The sequence below is a fragment of the Pseudomonas sp. MWU12-2029 genome (assembly GCF_023242425.1).
In the GTDB taxonomy this organism is placed as follows: domain Bacteria; phylum Pseudomonadota; class Gammaproteobacteria; order Pseudomonadales; family Pseudomonadaceae; genus Aquipseudomonas; species Aquipseudomonas kribbensis.
Genome location: NZ_JALJDY010000004.1, coordinates 503,396 through 521,206 on the forward strand (window position 1 = coordinate 503,396; position 17,811 = coordinate 521,206).

Annotated in this window: 20 protein-coding genes; 7 read left to right on the forward strand and 13 right to left on the reverse strand. The window is 59.2% G+C overall.

Annotated features, from left to right (window positions below):
• Positions 1-74 precede the first annotated feature (74 nt).
• The 4 genes from M5B44_RS12690 to M5B44_RS12705 all read left to right on the forward strand — a co-directional run bounded on the left by M5B44_RS12690 (position 75) and on the right by M5B44_RS12705 (position 3,519).
• Positions 75-1,886, forward strand: coding sequence for a penicillin-binding protein activator (locus M5B44_RS12690; protein WP_248739350.1), 1,812 nt, complete (start codon positions 75-77; stop codon positions 1,884-1,886).
• Positions 1,886-2,248: a YraN family protein gene (locus M5B44_RS12695; protein ID WP_007956783.1), complete on the forward strand. Its 363-nt coding sequence runs from the start codon at positions 1,886-1,888 to the stop codon at positions 2,246-2,248. The genes M5B44_RS12690 and M5B44_RS12695 overlap by 1 nt, the downstream gene beginning before the upstream one ends.
• Positions 2,249-2,350: 102 nt before the next feature.
• Complete coding sequence (locus M5B44_RS12700) at positions 2,351-2,944, forward strand: phosphoheptose isomerase (protein WP_007928463.1); 594 nt, start codon at positions 2,351-2,353, stop codon at positions 2,942-2,944.
• Positions 2,941-3,519, forward strand: coding sequence for a BON domain-containing protein (locus M5B44_RS12705; RefSeq protein WP_134828052.1), 579 nt, complete (start codon positions 2,941-2,943; stop codon positions 3,517-3,519). The genes M5B44_RS12700 and M5B44_RS12705 overlap by 4 nt, the downstream gene beginning before the upstream one ends.
• A 51-nt stretch (positions 3,520-3,570) precedes the next feature.
• On the opposite strand, the gene M5B44_RS12710 is transcribed toward M5B44_RS12705, so the two are convergent.
• The 7 genes from M5B44_RS12710 to rplM form a co-directional block, all read right to left on the reverse strand.
• Positions 3,571-3,984, reverse strand: coding sequence for a ClpXP protease specificity-enhancing factor (locus M5B44_RS12710; RefSeq protein ID WP_065261496.1), 414 nt, complete (start codon positions 3,982-3,984; stop codon positions 3,571-3,573).
• Between the two features lie 16 nt (positions 3,985-4,000).
• Positions 4,001-4,618, reverse strand: a complete 618-nt coding sequence (locus tag M5B44_RS12715; RefSeq protein ID WP_085709342.1) for a glutathione S-transferase N-terminal domain-containing protein — start codon at positions 4,616-4,618, stop codon at positions 4,001-4,003.
• Between the two features lie 147 nt (positions 4,619-4,765).
• Complete coding sequence (locus tag M5B44_RS12720; protein WP_064383969.1) at positions 4,766-5,548, reverse strand: cytochrome c1; 783 nt, start codon at positions 5,546-5,548, stop codon at positions 4,766-4,768.
• Positions 5,548-6,759 (reverse strand): cytochrome b, encoded by a 1,212-nt coding sequence (locus tag M5B44_RS12725; RefSeq protein WP_064589124.1) that lies wholly within the window; start codon positions 6,757-6,759, stop codon positions 5,548-5,550. The genes M5B44_RS12720 and M5B44_RS12725 overlap by 1 nt, the downstream gene beginning before the upstream one ends.
• Positions 6,759-7,352: a ubiquinol-cytochrome c reductase iron-sulfur subunit gene (petA, locus tag M5B44_RS12730; protein WP_003228055.1), complete on the reverse strand. Its 594-nt coding sequence runs from the start codon at positions 7,350-7,352 to the stop codon at positions 6,759-6,761. Before petA ends, M5B44_RS12725 begins: the two co-directional genes overlap by 1 nt.
• A 269-nt stretch (positions 7,353-7,621) precedes the next feature.
• A complete protein-coding gene (rpsI, locus tag M5B44_RS12735; protein WP_007961615.1) occupies positions 7,622-8,014 on the reverse strand; it encodes a 30S ribosomal protein S9 in 393 nt (130 codons plus the stop codon).
• A 14-nt stretch (positions 8,015-8,028) separates the two neighbouring features.
• A complete protein-coding gene (rplM, locus tag M5B44_RS12740) occupies positions 8,029-8,457 on the reverse strand; it encodes a 50S ribosomal protein L13 (RefSeq protein WP_003228062.1) in 429 nt (142 codons plus the stop codon).
• 244 nt (positions 8,458-8,701) lie between these two features.
• On the opposite strand from rplM, the gene M5B44_RS12745 reads away from it, so the two are divergent.
• Complete coding sequence (locus tag M5B44_RS12745; RefSeq protein ID WP_248739351.1) at positions 8,702-9,742, forward strand: NADP(H)-dependent aldo-keto reductase; 1,041 nt, start codon at positions 8,702-8,704, stop codon at positions 9,740-9,742.
• Between the two features lie 49 nt (positions 9,743-9,791).
• Here the strand turns inward: M5B44_RS12745 and M5B44_RS12750 are convergent, their stop codons facing one another.
• On the reverse strand, positions 9,792-10,928 hold the full coding sequence (locus tag M5B44_RS12750) for an acyl-CoA dehydrogenase family protein (RefSeq protein ID WP_085709339.1): 1,137 nt from the start codon (positions 10,926-10,928) through the stop codon (positions 9,792-9,794).
• 245 nt (positions 10,929-11,173) lie between these two features.
• Between M5B44_RS12750 and M5B44_RS12755 the strand changes: the two genes are divergently transcribed.
• Positions 11,174-12,070: a GlxA family transcriptional regulator gene (locus M5B44_RS12755; protein ID WP_170931599.1), complete on the forward strand. Its 897-nt coding sequence runs from the start codon at positions 11,174-11,176 to the stop codon at positions 12,068-12,070.
• Positions 12,071-12,132: 62 nt separating this feature from the next.
• Here M5B44_RS12755 and zapE read toward each other — a convergent pair whose 3' ends face one another.
• The 3 genes from zapE to M5B44_RS12770 all read right to left on the reverse strand — a co-directional run bounded on the left by zapE (position 12,133) and on the right by M5B44_RS12770 (position 15,327).
• Positions 12,133-13,227, reverse strand: coding sequence for a cell division protein ZapE (zapE, locus tag M5B44_RS12760; protein WP_045121816.1), 1,095 nt, complete (start codon positions 13,225-13,227; stop codon positions 12,133-12,135).
• A gap of 90 nt (positions 13,228-13,317) precedes the next feature.
• The gene (locus M5B44_RS12765) at positions 13,318-14,673 is read right to left on the reverse strand and encodes a tryptophan--tRNA ligase (protein WP_248739352.1); all 1,356 of its coding nucleotides are present in this window, start codon (positions 14,671-14,673) and stop codon (positions 13,318-13,320) included.
• Between the two features lie 24 nt (positions 14,674-14,697).
• Positions 14,698-15,327: an alpha/beta hydrolase gene (locus M5B44_RS12770; RefSeq protein WP_248739412.1), complete on the reverse strand. Its 630-nt coding sequence runs from the start codon at positions 15,325-15,327 to the stop codon at positions 14,698-14,700.
• Between the two features lie 144 nt (positions 15,328-15,471).
• On the opposite strand from M5B44_RS12770, the gene M5B44_RS12775 reads away from it, so the two are divergent.
• Complete coding sequence (locus M5B44_RS12775; RefSeq protein WP_085709336.1) at positions 15,472-15,906, forward strand: YhcB family protein; 435 nt, start codon at positions 15,472-15,474, stop codon at positions 15,904-15,906.
• A 67-nt stretch (positions 15,907-15,973) separates the two neighbouring features.
• On the opposite strand, the gene M5B44_RS12780 is transcribed toward M5B44_RS12775, so the two are convergent.
• Together M5B44_RS12780 and M5B44_RS12785 are read right to left on the reverse strand one after the other, a co-directional pair.
• A complete protein-coding gene (locus M5B44_RS12780) occupies positions 15,974-16,711 on the reverse strand; it encodes an OmpA family protein (protein ID WP_085709335.1) in 738 nt (245 codons plus the stop codon).
• Positions 16,712-16,828: 117 nt separating this feature from the next.
• Positions 16,829-17,473, reverse strand: coding sequence for an MBL fold metallo-hydrolase (locus M5B44_RS12785; protein WP_248739353.1), 645 nt, complete (start codon positions 17,471-17,473; stop codon positions 16,829-16,831).
• Positions 17,474-17,811 lie beyond the last annotated feature (338 nt).

Here is a 17,811-nt window from a genome sequence, read left to right on the forward strand (position 1 = left end):
CCAGTAACATCGCGCCCCGGCCAGCGCTTGGGTACAATTCGACGCTAATTTGATCGAGTATCAGGAACACTTACATGATCGCTTGCCTGCGGCTGTTCACTGCCCTCTGCCTCGCTGCCCTGTTGGCGGCCTGCGCCAGCTCCCCTTCCTCCAGCCTTGGCGAACTTCCACGGACCCCGGATGCCACCATCGAGCAACTGCTCGAACAGGCTGCCCAGGCCAAATCGCCGGACAAAGCTGCGTTGCTGCGCCTGAGCGCAGCGGACATGGCTTACCGCCAAGGTAACGCCGGACAGTCCGCGCAGATCCTGCAACAAGTGCCAATGGAACAACTCCAGCCAGGCCAGCAGGCATTCGCCAGCACCTTGTCTGCCGAGTTGGCAATGACCCGCAACCAGCCGAAAGCCGCGCTGGCAGCCTTGAACCATCCAAGCCTGCAGCGCCTGAGCGAAATGTCGATTCCGCTGCAGGTTCGCGCAGGCACCGTTCACGCCCGCGCCCTTGAAGCCGACGGCCAGACACTGGCTGCCGCTCGCGAGCGCATCTTCATCGCGCCGATGCTGGAAGGCGAAGCCGCCAGCAAGAACCACGAAGCGATCTGGACCCTGATTGCCTCGCTGCCGACCGATCAGCTGCAACCCAACGGGACCGACGACCTCGCAGGCTGGATGAGCCTGGCCCTGGCCGTGAAAACCGCCGGCACCCTGGAGCAGCAACAGGCTGCCATCGACGACTGGCGCTCGCAGCACCCGAAACACCCGGCCGCGATCAACCTGCCGCTGCCTCTGACCAAACTCAAGGAACTGGCCAGCCAGCCTCTGAGCAAAATCGCTCTGCTGCTGCCACAGGACGGCCAGCTGGCCTCGGTCGGCAAGGCCCTGCGTGACGGTTTCATGGCCGCGCACTACCAGGCCCAGCAAGCCGGTCAGAAACCACCGGCCATCGTGTTCTACGACAGCTCGCACCTGACCAGCATGGACGAGTTCTACCGCAAGGCCCAGGCCGACGGCGTGCAACTGGTTGTCGGGCCGCTGGAAAAACCACTGGTCAAACAGCTGAGCACCCGCCCGCAACTGCCGATCACCACTCTCGCGCTGAACTACAGCGAAGGCGACCAGGGCCCGGCGCAACTGTTCCAGTTCGGCCTCGCCGCTGAAGACGAAGCCCGCGAAGTTTCTCGACGCGCCCGTGCCGACGGCCTGCACCGCGCCGCGATCATGGTGCCGAAAGGCGAATGGGGTGACCGCGTCCTGCGCGCATTCAGCCAGGACTGGCAAGCCAACGGTGGCAGCATCGTCGCCACCGAGCGCGTCGATCAGCCCGTGCAACTCGCCCAGCAGATTGCCGACATGTTCCAGCTGCGTCAGAGCGAAGCCCGCGCCAAGAGCCTGCAGAATGCAGCCGGCACCAACGTCGCCGCCCAGCCTTCGCGTCGCCAGGACATTGAGTTCATCTTCCTCGCTGCGACCCCGCAACAGGCGCAGCAGATCAAGCCGACCCTGAACTTCCAGTACGCCGGTGACGTGCCGGTCTACGCGACCTCCCACGTATTCAGCGCAAGCGGCGACGTGAACCAGTACAACGACATGAACGGCGTACGCTTCTGCGAAACCCCGTGGCTGCTGGATGCCAACGACCCACTGCGCAAACAGGTCACTGCTCAGTGGCCACAAGCCGCCGGCAGCCTCGGCCGTCTGTACGCGATGGGTGTTGACGCCTACCGCCTGGCACCACGCCTGAGCCAGCTCAAGACCCTGCCGGACAGCCGCATCGACGGTCTGTCGGGCAGCCTGGGCATGACCCAGAGCCAACGCGTCGTACGTCAGCTGCCATGGGCCCAGTTTGTCAGCGGCCAGATCCAGCGTCTGCCGGACACCCCGCGCTGATGCCCGACCGGTCACACCTGCAAAGCGGCAAGGATGCCGAGCGCCAGGCGCTCGAGCATCTGCAACACCAGGGTCTGCGCCTGCTGGCGCAGAACTGGTTATGTAAACGCGGCGAGCTTGATCTGGTCATGCTTGATGGCGATACAGTAGTATTCGTCGAAGTACGTTACCGAAAGAACACTCAATGGGGTGGAGCGCTCGACAGTATCGACGGGCGCAAACGGCAAAAACTGATTTTCGCCGCACAGTATTTTCTTCAGCGCGAGTCGCGTTGGGCCAATTCCCCCTGCCGCTTCGACGTGGTGGCCATCGACAGCCACCAGGGTCAGCTGAACTGGTTGCAGAATGCGTTCGACAGTTGAGCGCCTGCGCCGACCTGGACATTTTCACTCAACACTTTTGCTCTTTGCTTTGCGGGCTGCACATTCACGTGCCGGACAGCCGCGCTAATTAAGGTCACACAGATGGACATGCAATCCCGAATTCGCCAGCTTTTTCAGGCCAGTATCGACACCAAGCAACAGGCGATGGACGTACTTGCACCGCACATCGAGCAAGCCAGCCAAGTGATGGTCAACGCCTTGCTCAACGAGGGGAAGATGCTCTCGTGCGGCAACGGCGGTTCGGCCGGCGACGCCCAGCACTTCTCCTCGGAACTGCTCAACCGCTTCGAGCGCGAGCGCCCGAGCCTGCCGGCCATCGCCCTGACCACCGACAGCTCGACCATCACCTCGATCGCCAACGATTACAGCTACAACGAAGTGTTCTCCAAGCAGATCCGCGCACTCGGCCAGCCAGGCGATGTGCTGCTGGCGATTTCGACCAGCGGTAACTCGGCGAACATTATTCAGGCGATCCAGGCCGCACATGATCGCGAAATGATTGTCGTAGCTTTGACCGGACGCGATGGCGGCGGCATGGCGTCGCTGCTGCTGCCCGAAGACGTCGAGATTCGCGTACCGGCCAATGTCACCGCACGTATTCAGGAAGTCCACTTGCTGGCGATCCATTGCCTTTGCGATCTGATCGACAGCCAACTGTTCGGGAGTGAAGAATGACCCCTAATCGCCTTGGCCTTCTGGCCTTGACCCTGTGCCTCGGCATTACTGGCTGCACCTCCGTGGTGAATGCCAGCCGCGAAGCACCGATCGAAGACGATCGCGGCACCCGCACCTTCGGCAGCAAGATTGACGATTCATTGATCGAGACCAAAGTCGGCGTCAACGTGGCCAAGGCCGATCCGGGCCTGGACAATGACTCGCATATCGTCGTCACCAGCTTCAACGGCGTCGTGCTGCTGGCCGGCCAGACTCCGCGCGAAGACCTGAAGGCCAAGGCCGAGCAGGCTGCCGCCAATGTGCAACGCGTGAAGAAGGTGCACAACGAGCTGCAAGTGATCGCCCCTTCGAGCTTCCTCGCCCGCCAGAACGACTCCTGGCTGACGACCAAGATCAAGACCCAGATGCTGACCGACGCCAGCATTCCCGGCTCGCGCATCAAAGTCGTGACCGAGAACGGCATCGTCTATCTGCTCGGCCTGCTGACCAAGCAGGAAGCGGCCCAGGCCACCAACCTGGTCCAGGGCGTGTCCGGCGTGCAGAAGATCGTGAAACTGTTCGAGTACATCGACTGAGCCGCAAAACGCAGGCACAAAAAAGGCGATCCGGTTGGATCGCCTTTTTTATTACTTCACCACTTTCAGGCTTGGCCGGCCGCTTGGGCGCGGTGGCTCGCTGTCCGGTGGCGGAATATCATCATCCTGCTCGATCTCGTCTTCGTCATCCATCGGCGACTCCAGATCGAACACCATGCCCTGACCGTTTTCCCGGGCGTAGATACCCAGAATCGCAGCAATCGGCACGTACAGGCTGTGCGGAACACCACCGAAGCGACCTTCGAAGGTCACCACGTCGTTATCCATGTGCAAGTGACGCACGGCACTCGGTGAAATATTCAGGACAATCTGCCCGTCACTGGCAAAGCCCTGTGGTACCTGCACTGCCGGGTACTCGGAATTGACCAGCATGTGCGGGGTGCAATCGTTATCCACAATCCACTCGTAGAGCGCGCGGACCAGATAAGGTCGACTGGAGTTCATAGCGGCTCCTTAAGCCTTAGCGCATGTCGCGTTCGACACCAGACAGACTCGCCTGGAAAGCCTCACGCGCAAATTGACGCTCCATATAATCAAGCAGCGGCTTGGCCGGCCGCGGCAGTTCTATACCCAGAATCGGCAAACGCCAGAGTATTGGCAATAGGCAGCAATCCACCAGACTTTGTTCCTCACTGAGGAAAAACGGCTTGTCGGCGAACAGCGGCGACACGCCCGTCAGGCTTTCACGCAATTCCTTGCGCGCCACGACACGCGCAGCTTCCTTGGTGCGCGAATCCAGAATCAGATCCACCAGACCACACCAGTCACGCTGGATGCGGTGCATCAACAGACGACTGTTGGCACGCGCCACCGGGTACACAGGCATCAATGGCGGATGCGGGTAACGCTCATCCAGATACTCCATCACCACGGTCGACTCCCACAACGCCAGGTCACGATCGACCAGCGTCGGGAGACTGCCGTAAGGGTTCACTTCAATCAGTTTAGGCGGCTGACGACCAGCCTCCACAAAAATGATTTCGGCGCTGACACCCTTCTCTGCAAGCACGATGCGCACTCGGTGGGAATAGTGGTCGGCGGGGTCGGAGTAACAGGCCAACCGATTGGTCACGCCCATGGCGATCCTCCTCGCTTGTTGAAATAGTCGGAGCCGGAAAAACGCGCGCGCCCAGAGGGCGCCTCCCGCAATACCTGGCTGACCAGGCCTTGCGTTTTCAGAGGCGCCCTTGGGCGCGCGCGATTAACAGCAATTGCTTGAAGCGTATCAGTGCACGTCTTTCCAGTATTCACGCTTGAGCAGGTAGGCGAACACAAAGAAGAACGCCAGGTACAGCAAGACGTAAGTACCGATGCGCTGATGTTGCAGCTTAACCGGGTTAGCCGAGTAAGCCAGGAAGGTTACCAGATTCTTGACCTTCTCATCGAACTGCTCTTCGTTCAGGGTTCCGGTTTTCGGCACGATGGTCAATTGATCGCACGCTTCATGAGTCAGAGGCGTACCGGTCAGCGGGTCATACTGCTTCTTGCCATCCTCGACGATCTGCACTTGTTTGCAACCCACGACCTGACGACCTTGCAGGCCGACCAGCACGTTAGGCATGCCGACGTTCGGGAAGACCTTGTTGTTCACGCCCCATGGACGCGCCGGATCTTCATAGAACGAACGCAGATAACCATACAGCCAGTCGGTACCACGAACACGCGCCACCAGGGTCAGGTCCGGCGGCGCCGCACCGAACCAGGTCTTGGCGTCGGCCGGCTGCATGCCGATGTTCATGTGGTCGCCGATCTTGGCACCGGTGAACACCAGCTTCTCCAGCATCATTTCGTGCGGAACGCCGAGGTCATCGGCAACACGCTCGTAACGCTGGAACTTGGCACTGTGGCAACCCATGCAATAGTTGGCGAAGGTACGTGCGCCATCCTGCAGGGCAGCCTTGTCGGAAACGTCGATGTCGACTTTTTCCAGTTCCGGGCCACCGTGTTCCGCAGCAAAAGACAGCACAGGCAGAGCAGCAAAAATCAGAGCAAAAAATAACTTTTTCATCAGCCAGTCACCCTTTCCGGAACCGGTTTGGTCTTCTCGAGCCTGGTGTAGAACGGCATCAGAATGAAGTAGGCGAAGTACAGGAAGGTGCAGACCTGCGACACCAGCGTGCGCTCAGGCGTCGGGGCCAGAACACCCAGAATGCCGAGAATCACGAAGGAAATGCAGAACACCACCAGCCAGATTTTGCTCATCCAGCCTTTGTAGCGCATCGATTTGACCGGGCTACGATCAAGCCATGGCAGCACGAACAGCAAGGCAATCGAGGCACCCATGGCGATAACGCCCATGAGTTTGTCCGGGATCGCACGCAAGATCGCGTAGAACGGTGTGAAGTACCAGACCGGTGCAATGTGCTCTGGCGTCTTGAACGGGTTGGCTTGCTCGAAGTTTGGTTTTTCGAGGAAGTAGCCACCCATTTCCGGGAAGAAGAACACAATGAAGCAGAAGATGAACAGGAACACCACGACGCCGACAATATCTTTCACGGTGTAGTACGGGTGAAAGGCGATGCCGTCCAGCGGTATACCGTTTTCGTCCTTGTGCTTCTTGATGTCCACGCCATCGGGGTTATTCGAACCGACTTCGTGCAGTGCCAGAATGTGCAGCACCACCAGACCAAGAATCACGATCGGCAAGGCCACCACGTGCAGGGCGAAGAAGCGGTTCAGGGTGATTCCGGAAATCAGGTAGTCACCACGGATCCACTGGGTCAGGTCGTTGCCGATGACCGGAATCGCGCCGAACAGCGAGATGATCACCTGGGCACCCCAGTAGGACATCTGACCCCATGGCAGCAGGTAACCCATGAAGGCTTCGGCCATCAGCGCCAGGTAGATCAGCATGCCGAACACCCAAACCAGCTCCCGCGGCTTCTGGTATGAACCGTAAAGCAGGCCACGGAACATGTGCAGATAGACCACGATGAAGAACGCCGAAGCGCCGGTGGAGTGGAGCAAACGCAGGATCGAGCCGTACTCGACGTCGCGCATGATGTATTCGACGGAGGCAAACGCCTCTTCCGCCGACGGGGTGTAGCTCATGGTCAGCCAGACACCGGTGACGATCTGGTTGACCAGAACGAGCAATGCCAGCGAGCCGAAGAAGTAGAAGAAGTTGAAGTTTTTTGGCGCGTAATACTTGCTGAGATGGTCTTCCCACATTTTGGTGGCGGGGAAGCGCGCATCAACCCAATCCATGAACTTGCTCATCACGCTTTCTCCGTATCGACGCCAATGACAATCAGGTCATCGGTCTCATAGGAATGCGGGGGTACTGGCAGGTTCAAAGGCGCAGGTTGCGACTTGTAGACGCGGCCAGCCAGATCGTAGTGGGAACCGTGGCAAGGGCAGAAATAGCCGCCTACCCAGTCTTTGCCCAGATCCGCGGGTGCCACTTCGGGACGGAAGGTCGGTGAGCAACCCAGGTGAGTGCAGATCCCGATCAGCAGCAGGATTTCCGGCTTGATCGAACGCACTTCAGGGTCGACATAGGTGGGTTGCGTGGAGTTTTTGGAGGTCGGATCGGAGAGCTGGCCCTCGATCTTCTTGAGATTCCCCAGGATTTCCGCAGTACGGCGAACAATGAATACCGGCTGGCCGCGCCATTCAGCAATCATCTGCTGTCCGGGCTCGATCTTGCTGACATTCACTTTCACCGGTGCGCCGGCAGCCTTCGCCTTGGCACTGGGAAACCATGACCCCACGAACGGGACCGCAGCCCCCACCGCTCCTGCAGCACCCACCACGGATGTGGCCGCTACCAAGAAGCGACGCCGGCCTGCATTCACGCCGTCATTGCTCATTCAGTCCTCTCCCATCAGCTTTGTGGCCTGTTAAATCAGGCATCTACTAAATATGAAACAATGTACTTATAAAAATTTTGCCGAATGGTAATGAAAACCCCCAATTCTGACAAGGTAATTACCCGGAGGGCTGGCCCTCAAGCCTTGTAGTATAGGGGGTCTACGAATGTGGCAAGTTGTCACAGCGCAATTATTCAAGAAATCGCACGCATAAAAAAACGCCCGGTTCCATGAGGAATCGGGCGTTCTTTTTGAACGTGGAAGCGGAATTAACGCTTCGAGTACTGCGGACGCTTACGCGCTTTACGCAGACCAACTTTCTTACGTTCAACTTCACGGGCGTCGCGGGTAACGAAGCCAGCTTTGCGCAGAGCGCTACGCAGGGTTTCGTCGTAGTCCATCAGAGCGCGAGTGATACCGTGGCGGATTGCGCCAGCCTGACCACTTACACCACCGCCGATCACGGTGACGTAGATGTCGAACTTCTCGACAGTCTCGGTCAGTTCCAGCGGCTGACGAACTACCATGCGGGCAGTTTCGCGGCCGAAGAACGAATCCAGCGAACGGTTGTTGATGGAGATGTTACCAGTACCCGGACGCAGGAAAACGCGTGCGGTTGCGGTCTTGCGACGGCCAGTGCCGTAATTTTGAGTCGCCGACATAATGAACTATTCCGTTAAATCTTCAGTTCTTGGGGCTGCTGAGCAGTATGAGGGTGTGCAGCGCCCGCATAGACTTTCAGCTTACGGTACATGTCGCGACCCAGCGGGTTCTTAGGCAGCATGCCTTTAACCGCGGTCTCGATCACGCGCTCAGGGGCCTTGGCGATCAGTTTTTCAAAGTTGATCGACTTGATACCGCCCGGGAAACCGGAGTGGGAGTAGTACATTTTGTCAGTGGTTTTAGCACCGGTAACACGGATCTGCTCAGCGTTGATCACGACGATGTAGTCGCCGGTGTCAACGTGAGGAGTGTACTCAGGCTTGTGCTTGCCACGCAGACGGCTCGCGATTTCGGTGGCCAGACGACCCAGGGTCTGACCAGCAGCGTCGACGACAAACCAGTCGCGCTTTACTGTTTCCGGTTTAGCAGTAAAAGTTTTCATTCTTTATAGCCTCAGGGGCCGCCTGTAAATAAGACGGCGGATCTTACTGAATAGTGCGTACTTTGACAAGTCAAAGGCAGCCGGATACAGACGCTTTCGGGGGCTCGGGTCGGCGCGTCCGTTCAACGGCAAGATTCTTCGGCGGCGGCGCATCACTTCCACTGCAGAAAGAGGTCGGCAATTATGCAGATTGCGAAAAAAATTTCAACCTGCTTTTATGCTTGTTTTGCCCAAGGAGCACCCGATGGACTATCGCCAGCTAGGCCGTACCGACCTGAACGTGAGTGCAATCTGCCTCGGCACCATGACCTGGGGCGAGCAAAACACTGAAGCTGAAGCCTTCGCCCAGATCGAACGGGCAAAAGAGGCCGGGATCAATTTCATCGACACCGCCGAGATGTACCCGGTGCCGCCGAAAGCCGAAACCTATGCCACCACCGAGCGCTACATTGGCAATTACTTCAAGAGCCGTGGCGACCGCGCCGACTGGATACTTGCCAGCAAGATCGCCGGCCCCGGCAACACCATCGACTACATCCGCGACAAGAACCTGCGTCACAACCGCCAGCACATCACCGAAGCCGTGGACGCCAGCCTCAAGCGCCTGCAGACCGATTACATCGACCTGTATCAACTGCACTGGCCGGAGCGCAGCACCAACTTTTTCGGACAGCTGGGCTACAAACACAAGATCGAAGCCAACCTCACCCCGCTCGAGGACACCCTCGAAGCGCTCGATGAGCAAGTGAAGGCCGGCAAGATCCGCCACATCGGTCTGTCCAACGAAACCCCGTGGGGCACCATGCGCTTTCTGGCCCTGGCCGAAGCCCGTGGCTGGCCGCGCGCCGTATCGATCCAGAACCCGTACAACCTGCTCAACCGCAGCTTCGAGGTCGGTCTGGCGGAAATCGCCATTCGCGAACAGTGCGGCCTGATCGCCTATTCGCCGCTGGCATTCGGTTTCCTGTCGGGCAAGTACGAAGGTGGCGCCCGTCCGCCAAAAGGTCGCCTGAGCCTCTACAGCCGCTTCAGCCGCTACTTCAACGCGCAATCGGAAGCGGCGTGCAGCCGTTACGTGGCGCTCGCCCGGGAACATGGCCTGGATCCGGCGCAAATGGCGCTGGCCTTCGTCAACCAGCAACCGTTCGTCACCAGCAACATCATCGGGGCGACGACGCTGGAGCAACTGGACAGCAACATTGCCAGTTTCTACCTGAATCTTTCAGACGAAGTGCTTGAAGGGATTGAAGCGATTCACAAGGATCATCCGAACCCGGCTCCTTGATCCGGCACTAAAAGCCGCGCTCCCTCGCACAAGTGTGGGAGCGCCCGGGTCATAGCGACCGCGCAATAATCTCTTTCATGATTTCGTTGGTGCCGGCATAGATCCGCTGCACCCGCGCATCCGCCCACGCCCGGGCCACCGGGTATTCCCACATGAAACCGTAGCCGCCATGCAGTTGCACGCACTCGTCGAGCACCTTGCATTGCAGGTCGGTGCCCCAGTATTTGGCCATTGCCGCCGTCGGCACATCCAGCTTGCCCTGAAGGTGCAGCTCCAGGCAGCGATCGACGAACACCCGGCCGATCTGAATCTCGGTGGCCATTTCCGCCAGTTTGAAGCGGGTGTTCTGGAAGTCGGCGATCGCCTTGCCGAACGCCTTGCGGTCACGGGTGTAATCCAGCGTCCATTGCAGTGCCGCCTCGGCTGAAGCCAACCCGCCAATCGCCACCGTCAGCCGCTCCTGCGGCAGTTCCTGCATCAGATAGGCAAACCCGGCGCCGGCCTGACCCAACAGGTTCTCCTTCGGCACTCGCACGTCCTGGAAGAACAATTCCGACGTGTCCTGAGCCTTCATTCCGACCTTCTCCAGGCGCTTGCCCTTGTCGAAGCCCGGCGTGTTTGCCTCCACCAGAAACAGACTGGTGCCCTTCGCACCCGCCTTCGGATCGGTCTTGGCCACAACGATCACCAGATCAGCCAGAAAACCGTTGGTGATGAAGGTCTTCGAGCCGTTGATCACATATTCGTCGCCATCCAGCACCGCCGTGGTCTTGACACCTTGCAGGTCGGAACCGGCGCCCGGCTCGGTCATGGCGATGGCGCTGACCATTTCGCCGGAGACCAGTTTCGGCAGGTATTTCTGCTTCAGCGCCTCGCTGCCGTAATGCAGGATGTACGGCGCAACGATGTCCGAATGCAGCGAGAAACCGATGCCGGTCAGGCCCAATCGCCCCACTTCCTCGATCACCACGGCGCTGTAAAGAAAGTCCGCCCCCAGCCCGCCGTATTCCTCCGGCAGATGCGAGCAGAGCATCCCCGCCTCCCCTGCCTTGTTCCACAGTTTACGGTCGATGTAGCCTTGTTTTTCCCATTGCCCGTGGAACGGCACCGCCTCTTTCTCAAGGAAAGTCCGCACGCTGTCGCGGAACAATTCGTGCTCGGAGCTGAACAGGGTTCTGGGAATCATGCGTCACCTTTCGTTCTTGTTGGAGGGATCAGACTTTCAGAGACTAAGCCGCACACCCAATACAGGACACTGGACACATCCGACAAAAAATAAGACGATCCAGCCGTCTGGTGACCACTTTCCCTTATAAAAACAAAAGTTGAATTATGTCCAAGCAAGTCTCCACGCCCTTGCGGCGCGTCAGCATCCTGGCGATCGACCGGGTTTTCGCTTCCACCCTCATGCAAGCCAAGGATTTCTTCCATCTGGCCAGCCTGCGTTACGGCAAACAACTGGGCCACGGCCTGACTCCGGCGTTCGAAACCCGCCTGGTCAGCCCCGACGGCAAACCGGTGAACAGTTTCAGTGACGTGGTCATGCCGGTGGACGGCGGTCTGGAAAACGCCGACGTCATCATCCTCCCGGCCTTCTGGGATGACTTCGACACGCTGTGCCAACGTTATCCACAGGTGCTGCCGTGGCTGCGTGAACAGCACGCCCGTGGCGCCGTGCTCTGCGGCGAGGCCACCGGGGTGTTCTGGCTGGCCGAGGCCGGCCTGCTCAACGGTAAGGAAGCGACCACCTACTGGCGCTTCTTCAACGCCTTCGCCGAGCGCTTCCCCAAGGTCTATCTCAATCAGGACAAGCACCTGACCGACGCCGACAACCTGTACTGCGCCGGCGGAACCACCTCGGCCTGCGACCTCTATATCTATCTGATCGAGCGTTTCTGCGGTGCCAATGTGGCGCAAGCCGTGGCCCGCGACATTCTTTATGAAGTGCAGCGCAGCTACTCACCGGGCCGCATCGGTTTCGGCGGGCAGAAGCTGCACCAGGACGTGATCATCCTGCAGATCCAGCACTGGCTCGAAGAGCATTTCGCCGACAAGTTCCGCTTCGAAGACGTGGCCCGCGAACACGGCATGAGCATCCGCAACTTCATGCGCCGCTTCCAGACCGCCACCGGCGACAAGCCGCTGCACTACCTGCAACGGCTGCGCATCGAGACCGCCAAGGGCCTGCTCTCCGGCAGCCGCAAGAGCATCAAGACCATCAGCTACGAAGTCGGCTACGACGATGCGAGCTTCTTCGCACGCCTGTTCCGCCAGCACACCGAACTGTCGCCGAACCAGTACCGACAGCAGTTCCAGCAAGCTGCCTGACGATTCGACCAGACACAAAAAAGGGCCTGCATCTGCAGGCCCTTTTTGTTTGCCGAATCCGCTTAAGGCTTGTGCGCCCGGGACAGGAATTCGTGGGATTGCATCTCCAGCAGACGGCTGAGGGTCCGCTGGAATTCGAACGTCAGACGCCCGCCGGTGTAGAGGTCTTTCAACTCGACTTCAGCAGAAATGATCAGCTTGACGTTACGGTCGTAGAACTCGTCGACCATGTTGATGAAGCGCCGGGCGATGTCATCGGTAGCGACGCTCATCTGCTCTACGCCACTGAGCAACACGGCGTGGAAGATCTTGCCCAGCTCGATGTAGTCGTTCTGGCTACGCGGGCCGTCGCACAGTTCGCGGAAGTCGAACCACGCCACATCATCGCAAGTACGCAGGGCGCGGATTTCGCGATTCTCGATGATCAGCACATCGTTTTCCACGGCAGCCGTGCATTCAGGCGTCAGCGCACGGAAGCTCTTGCGCAGGCTTTCGTGAGCGGCTTCATCGAGCGGGAAGTGGAACAGCTCCGCTTGTTCGAGGTGACGCAGACGATAGTCGACGCCGCTGTCGACGTTGACGATTTCGGTGTTCTGCTTGATCAGTGCGATGGCCGGCAGGAAGCGTGCGCGTTGCAGGCCATCTTTGTACAAGCCGTCCGGCACGATGTTCGATGTGGCGACCAGGGTCACGCCGTTCTTGAACAGCTCTTCCATCAGCGTGCCAAGAATCATGGCGTCGGTGATGTCGGAAACGAAGAATTCATCGAAGCAGATGACCCGCGATTCAGTCGCAAAACGCTTGGCGATGATGGTCAGCGGGTTTTTCTCGCCGCCGAGGGTCTTCATCTCTTCGTGCACGCGCTTCATGAAACGGTGGAAGTGGGTACGGGTCTTTTCCTTGAATGGCAGCGCTTCGAAGAAGGTGTCCACCAGGTAAGTCTTGCCGCGACCCACGCCGCCCCAGAAATACAGGCCCTTGACCGGCGTCTGATCCTTTTTGCCAAACAGCTTGCCCAGCAAACCCGGCTTGTTCTGCTCCGCCGCGATCAGATCGTCGTACAGGCGTTGCAGATGACGCACGGCAGTTTCCTGCGCCGCGTCATGAAAGAAGTCCGGGCGTTTCAGATCAGCTTGATATCGTTCTAGGGGCGTCATAATTCGTTAGCAAGGCAACAAAAACGGGCCGTCACTGTAGCGATGGCCCGTGGGAATGGCAATCGGCCCTTGGTCGGGCCGGCCCGTTGATTATTCCTGAACCGGTGTCAGAGCGATCCGCAAGGCCTCAATGGCCGCGTCCCGCGCAGCAGCGTCGGCGAACGCCGGGCTGTCACCGACACACTGGCCTTCCAGCCAGACGCTGAAGCTCAGGTCTTCGCTGCGCACATCCAGCGCCTGACCCGATTGCAGTTGCTTGGTCACCTGGCCGGCGGTCTTGCCGTCGGCAAAGTTGCGCGACAGCAGCAATTGCTCGCCGTCAGCCGCCAGCAGACGGAAACGGAAGCTGCCGTCGTCTTCACGGAAGCTGACGAAACGTGCAGCTTTCGCGGCTTTCTTCTTGGTGGTCGCGGCCACCTGAACCTGATTGACGAAGGAGCGCAGGCCGACCGCTTCACGCAGTTCGTTGAGGAACGGCGTCGCCACCGCACGGGCCTTTTTCGCGCCGTGTTGCAGGATGTCTTCCAGATCCGCCGGACGTTCGATCAACTGGTGGTAACGCTCGCGGGACTCGCCCAGCTCGTTGTCGAGCAACTGGAACAGACGGTTCTTCGCTTCGCCCCAACCCAGACCGCCCAGCAGCTCGCTGCGGAACTCGTCGGCCTGCGCCGGCGTGGCGAACGCCTGGAACAGGGTGAACAGGTGCGAGTTGTCCGGATCTTTCACTTCGCCCGGCGCACGGGAGTCGGTAACGATCCGCGAGATCGCGTCCTTCATGTCCTTGGCGCTGGTGAACAGCGGAATGGTGTTGTCGTAGCTCTTGGACATCTTGCGACCGTCCAGGCCCGGCAACGTGGCGACGCTTTCCTCGATCAGCGCTTCGGGCATGGTGAAGAACTCCTTGCCCTGGCCGAACAGGTGATTGAAACGCTGGCCGATGTCGCGGGCCATTTCCACGTGCTGGATCTGGTCGCGACCGACCGGCACCTTGTGCGCGTTGAACATCAGAATGTCCGCTGCCATCAGCACCGGATAGCTGTACAGGCCCATGGTGATGCCGGCATCCGGGTCTTCGCCGGTCTCGACGTTCTTGTCCACCGAAGCCTTGTAGGCGTGGGCACGGTTGAGCAGGCCCTTGGCGGCGACACAGGTCAGCAGCCAGGTCAGCTCGGGGATTTCCGGAATGTCGGACTGGCGATAGAAGGTCACGCGGTCCACATCCAGGCCACCGGCCAGCCAGGTCGCGGCGATTTCCAGACGCGAGCGCTGGATACGCAGCGGGTCATCGCATTTGATCAGGGCGTGATAGTCGGCCAGGAAGTAGAACGAATCGGCGTTCGTGTCACGACTGGCGACGATCGCCGGGCGGATGGCGCCAGCGTAGTTGCCCAGGTGCGGGGTGCCGGTGGTGGTGATGCCGGTGAGGATGCGGGTACGGTTCGTCATGGGTAATCGCTTGTCAGACTGCAATCAATTCGAGAGACGCGGCAGGATCAGATCCTTGAGATCGGTCAGCTTGCCATGAAAAAAGTGTCCGCATTCTGCCACTTTCAGCAGCTCATGGGGGCGCTGGAGTTTGTCGGACCATTCGTAGACCAGCTGCGGATCGATCACTTCGTCGGTTTCCGGCTGGATCACGGTCAGCTCGCCCTGCTGCGGCAACTGATCCTGATCGCCCAGGCGCATGACCGCAGGCGCGACCATGAACAGATGCTTGAGTTGCACGCCCTGCTCTTCAAGACGACCGCCGAGACTTGCTGCAACAAATCCGCCGAAGGAGAAACCGAACAGGGTCAGCGGCAGATCCGGGTGCTTTTCCAGAAGCCACGCGGCGGCAGCCTGAGCGTCATCGACTTCACCGCTGCCCATGTCATGGGAACCTTCGCTGGCACCGACGCCGCGATAGTTGAAACGCAAGGTGATCAGGCCCGCGTCGCGCGCGGTGCGCTGCAGGGTCGAGACGACCTTGTTGAGCATGGTGCCGCCCTGCACCGGGTTGGGGTGGCAGATCAGCGCGATGCCGCGTGGCTGCTCGTTATCCAGGTACAGGGATTCAAGTTGACCCACCGGGCCATCAATCACTACAGGGGTTTCACGCATCAGCAAGGAAGGAACTCCGTGACCTCGAATCGGGTCGACTCGTCTAGCAAATTGTCTGTGCCAATCTATTGCGAGTGAATCGCGGTATACAGCGCAGGTTCGAGCCGTTAACGTAAAGCAAAGCCGTTTATAGAGGAAGGACTCGTGGAACACTCGCTCTTAGTTTGGTTGTTACCGACTCTTGCCCTGGTTGTGGGTGTCGCCATTGGTTTCCTGATCGCACGCGTTGCGCCGAATGCCGCGCCCAGCCGCACACAGCGTCAACTGGACGACATTCAGGAGCGTTTCGACAGTTATCAGAATGAAGTGGTGACCCACTTCAACAGCACCGCCAATCTGGTCAAGAAGCTGACCCAGAGCTACCAGGAAGTGCAGGATCACCTCGCCGAGGGTGCCAACCGTCTGGCCCTGGACGAGCAGACCCGTCAGCGTCTGCTGGCTTCTCTGCACTCCGAAGCGGTTCAGGCTCCACGGGAGCGCCTGACGCCACCGCACAGCCAGGAGCCTCCGCGCGACTACGCGCCGAAGACCCCCAACTCGCCGGGCATGCTGGATGAGCATTACGGTCTGAAGAAGTAATCAGCCTTCGCACCAACAAAAAGCCCCCGGACAATCACTTGTCCGGGGGCTTTTTTGTACCTGTCGGTTACGGATACTGCTGAACCGTACCCGGCTGCTGTTGCTGCTGACCACCGTACTGCTGGCCCGGGATCGCCTTCAGGTTGACTTCAACGCGGCGGTTCTGCGCCCGACCATTGACGTCACCGTTGCTGGCAACAGGATTATCCGGGCCGGCACCACGGGCCGACAGGTTGGCACCGCTGACGCCTTGCGAAGTCAGGTAGGTCGCCACGCTCTGCGCACGACGCTGGGACAGGTCCATGTTGTGCTGGCGGCTGCCAGTGCTGTCGGTGTAGCCGACGATCTCGATCTGGTTCTGGTTGAATTCCCTGAGCGAGCCCGCCAGGTTGTTCAGCGGTTGATAGAAGCTTGGCGCGATGTTCGCCGAATCGGTGGCGAAGGTGATGTTGCCCGGCATGATCAGTTTGATCTGGTCACCCTGACGCTGTACCTCGACACCGGTGTTGGCCATGCTGGCGCGCAGTTTTTTCTCTTGCTGGTCGGCGTAGTAACCGTAACCGGCTGCCGAAGCACCGACGACGGCGGCACCGATCAGGGCGCCCTTGCCGCGGTTGTTGTGGTCGATGGCAGCACCGGCCAGCGCACCGGCCAGTGCACCGAGGCCGCCGTACTTGGCGGTTTTGCTCATGCCCTGGGAGCCACCGTCGGCCTGACCCTGATTGTCATACGGGTTGGGCGAGGCGCAGCCGGACAGTACGGCTACGGCAGTAGCGACAATAATCAAACGACGCGTGGTGAACATGGAGAGCTCCTACTTTTTTTGCATTCTGTGGTGCAACGGCCGTTTGGCAATGGACCTTTGCGGGCGTTGGATCATGACAATGCACAAAAATTCCGCCGGGCACTCGTGACAAAATGTTTAGGCGCGCACGAACGGATTTTCCCGCATTTCATCGCCCAGACGCGTATCCGGGCCATGTCCGGCCACAACGGTCGCGTCTTCGTCCAGTGTGTACAGCCGCTGCTTGATCGATCGCACTATGGTCGCCTGATCGCCGCCCCACAAATCCGTGCGCCCTACTCCGCGCCGGAACAACGTGTCGCCGGCAATCAACAGCTTAGCCTCGGAAAACCAAAAGCTCATGGAACCGGGTGTATGCCCCGGCGTGTGCAGCGCCACGCCGCAGCCACAGGCCAGTTCTTCGTCGTCGCTCAGCCAGCGATCCGGTGATGGCACCGGGGTGTAAGGCACGCCGAACATCTGGCATTGCATCTCCAGGTTGTCCCAAAGGAACTGATCTTCCTTGTGCAGATGCAGGGTCGCACCGGTTTTCTCTTTCATCTGGCCGGAGGCAAGGAAATGATCGAGGTGCGCGTGGGTGTGGATGATGCTCACGACTTGCAGGCCATGGGCTTCGAGGCGCGCCATGATCAGGTCAGGATTGCCACCCGGATCGACGACGATGGCTTTTTTTGTGATCGGATCACCGATGATGGTGCAGTTGCACTGAAGCGGGCCGACGGGAAAGGTTTCGCGGATAAGTGCCGGGGGGACAGAGGTCATGATCAATCCTGATAAGCGCTGAAAAAGCAGGCTGCAAAGTCTACTTCAACGGCCGATACAGTTAGCCAATCGGATATCTGACGAATAACGTTAAAAAGTAATGGCCATATGATGCCAAACGTATCCGTTCTGATGCAAAATCGACATTTTTGTAGCGGCCGCATTCAGGAAGGGCCTCATCATTCTCAGGAAATAAAATGCCTACCCCAACTGGTTCCACGCTTAGTTTTTATTCCTCGCTGACCGGCGTCAAACCTGTTGACAGCCTATTGTCCGGATCCTATTGGGCGGGATCCAATTGGCCACTGGGCGGGTCCACCAATCTGACCTACAGCTTC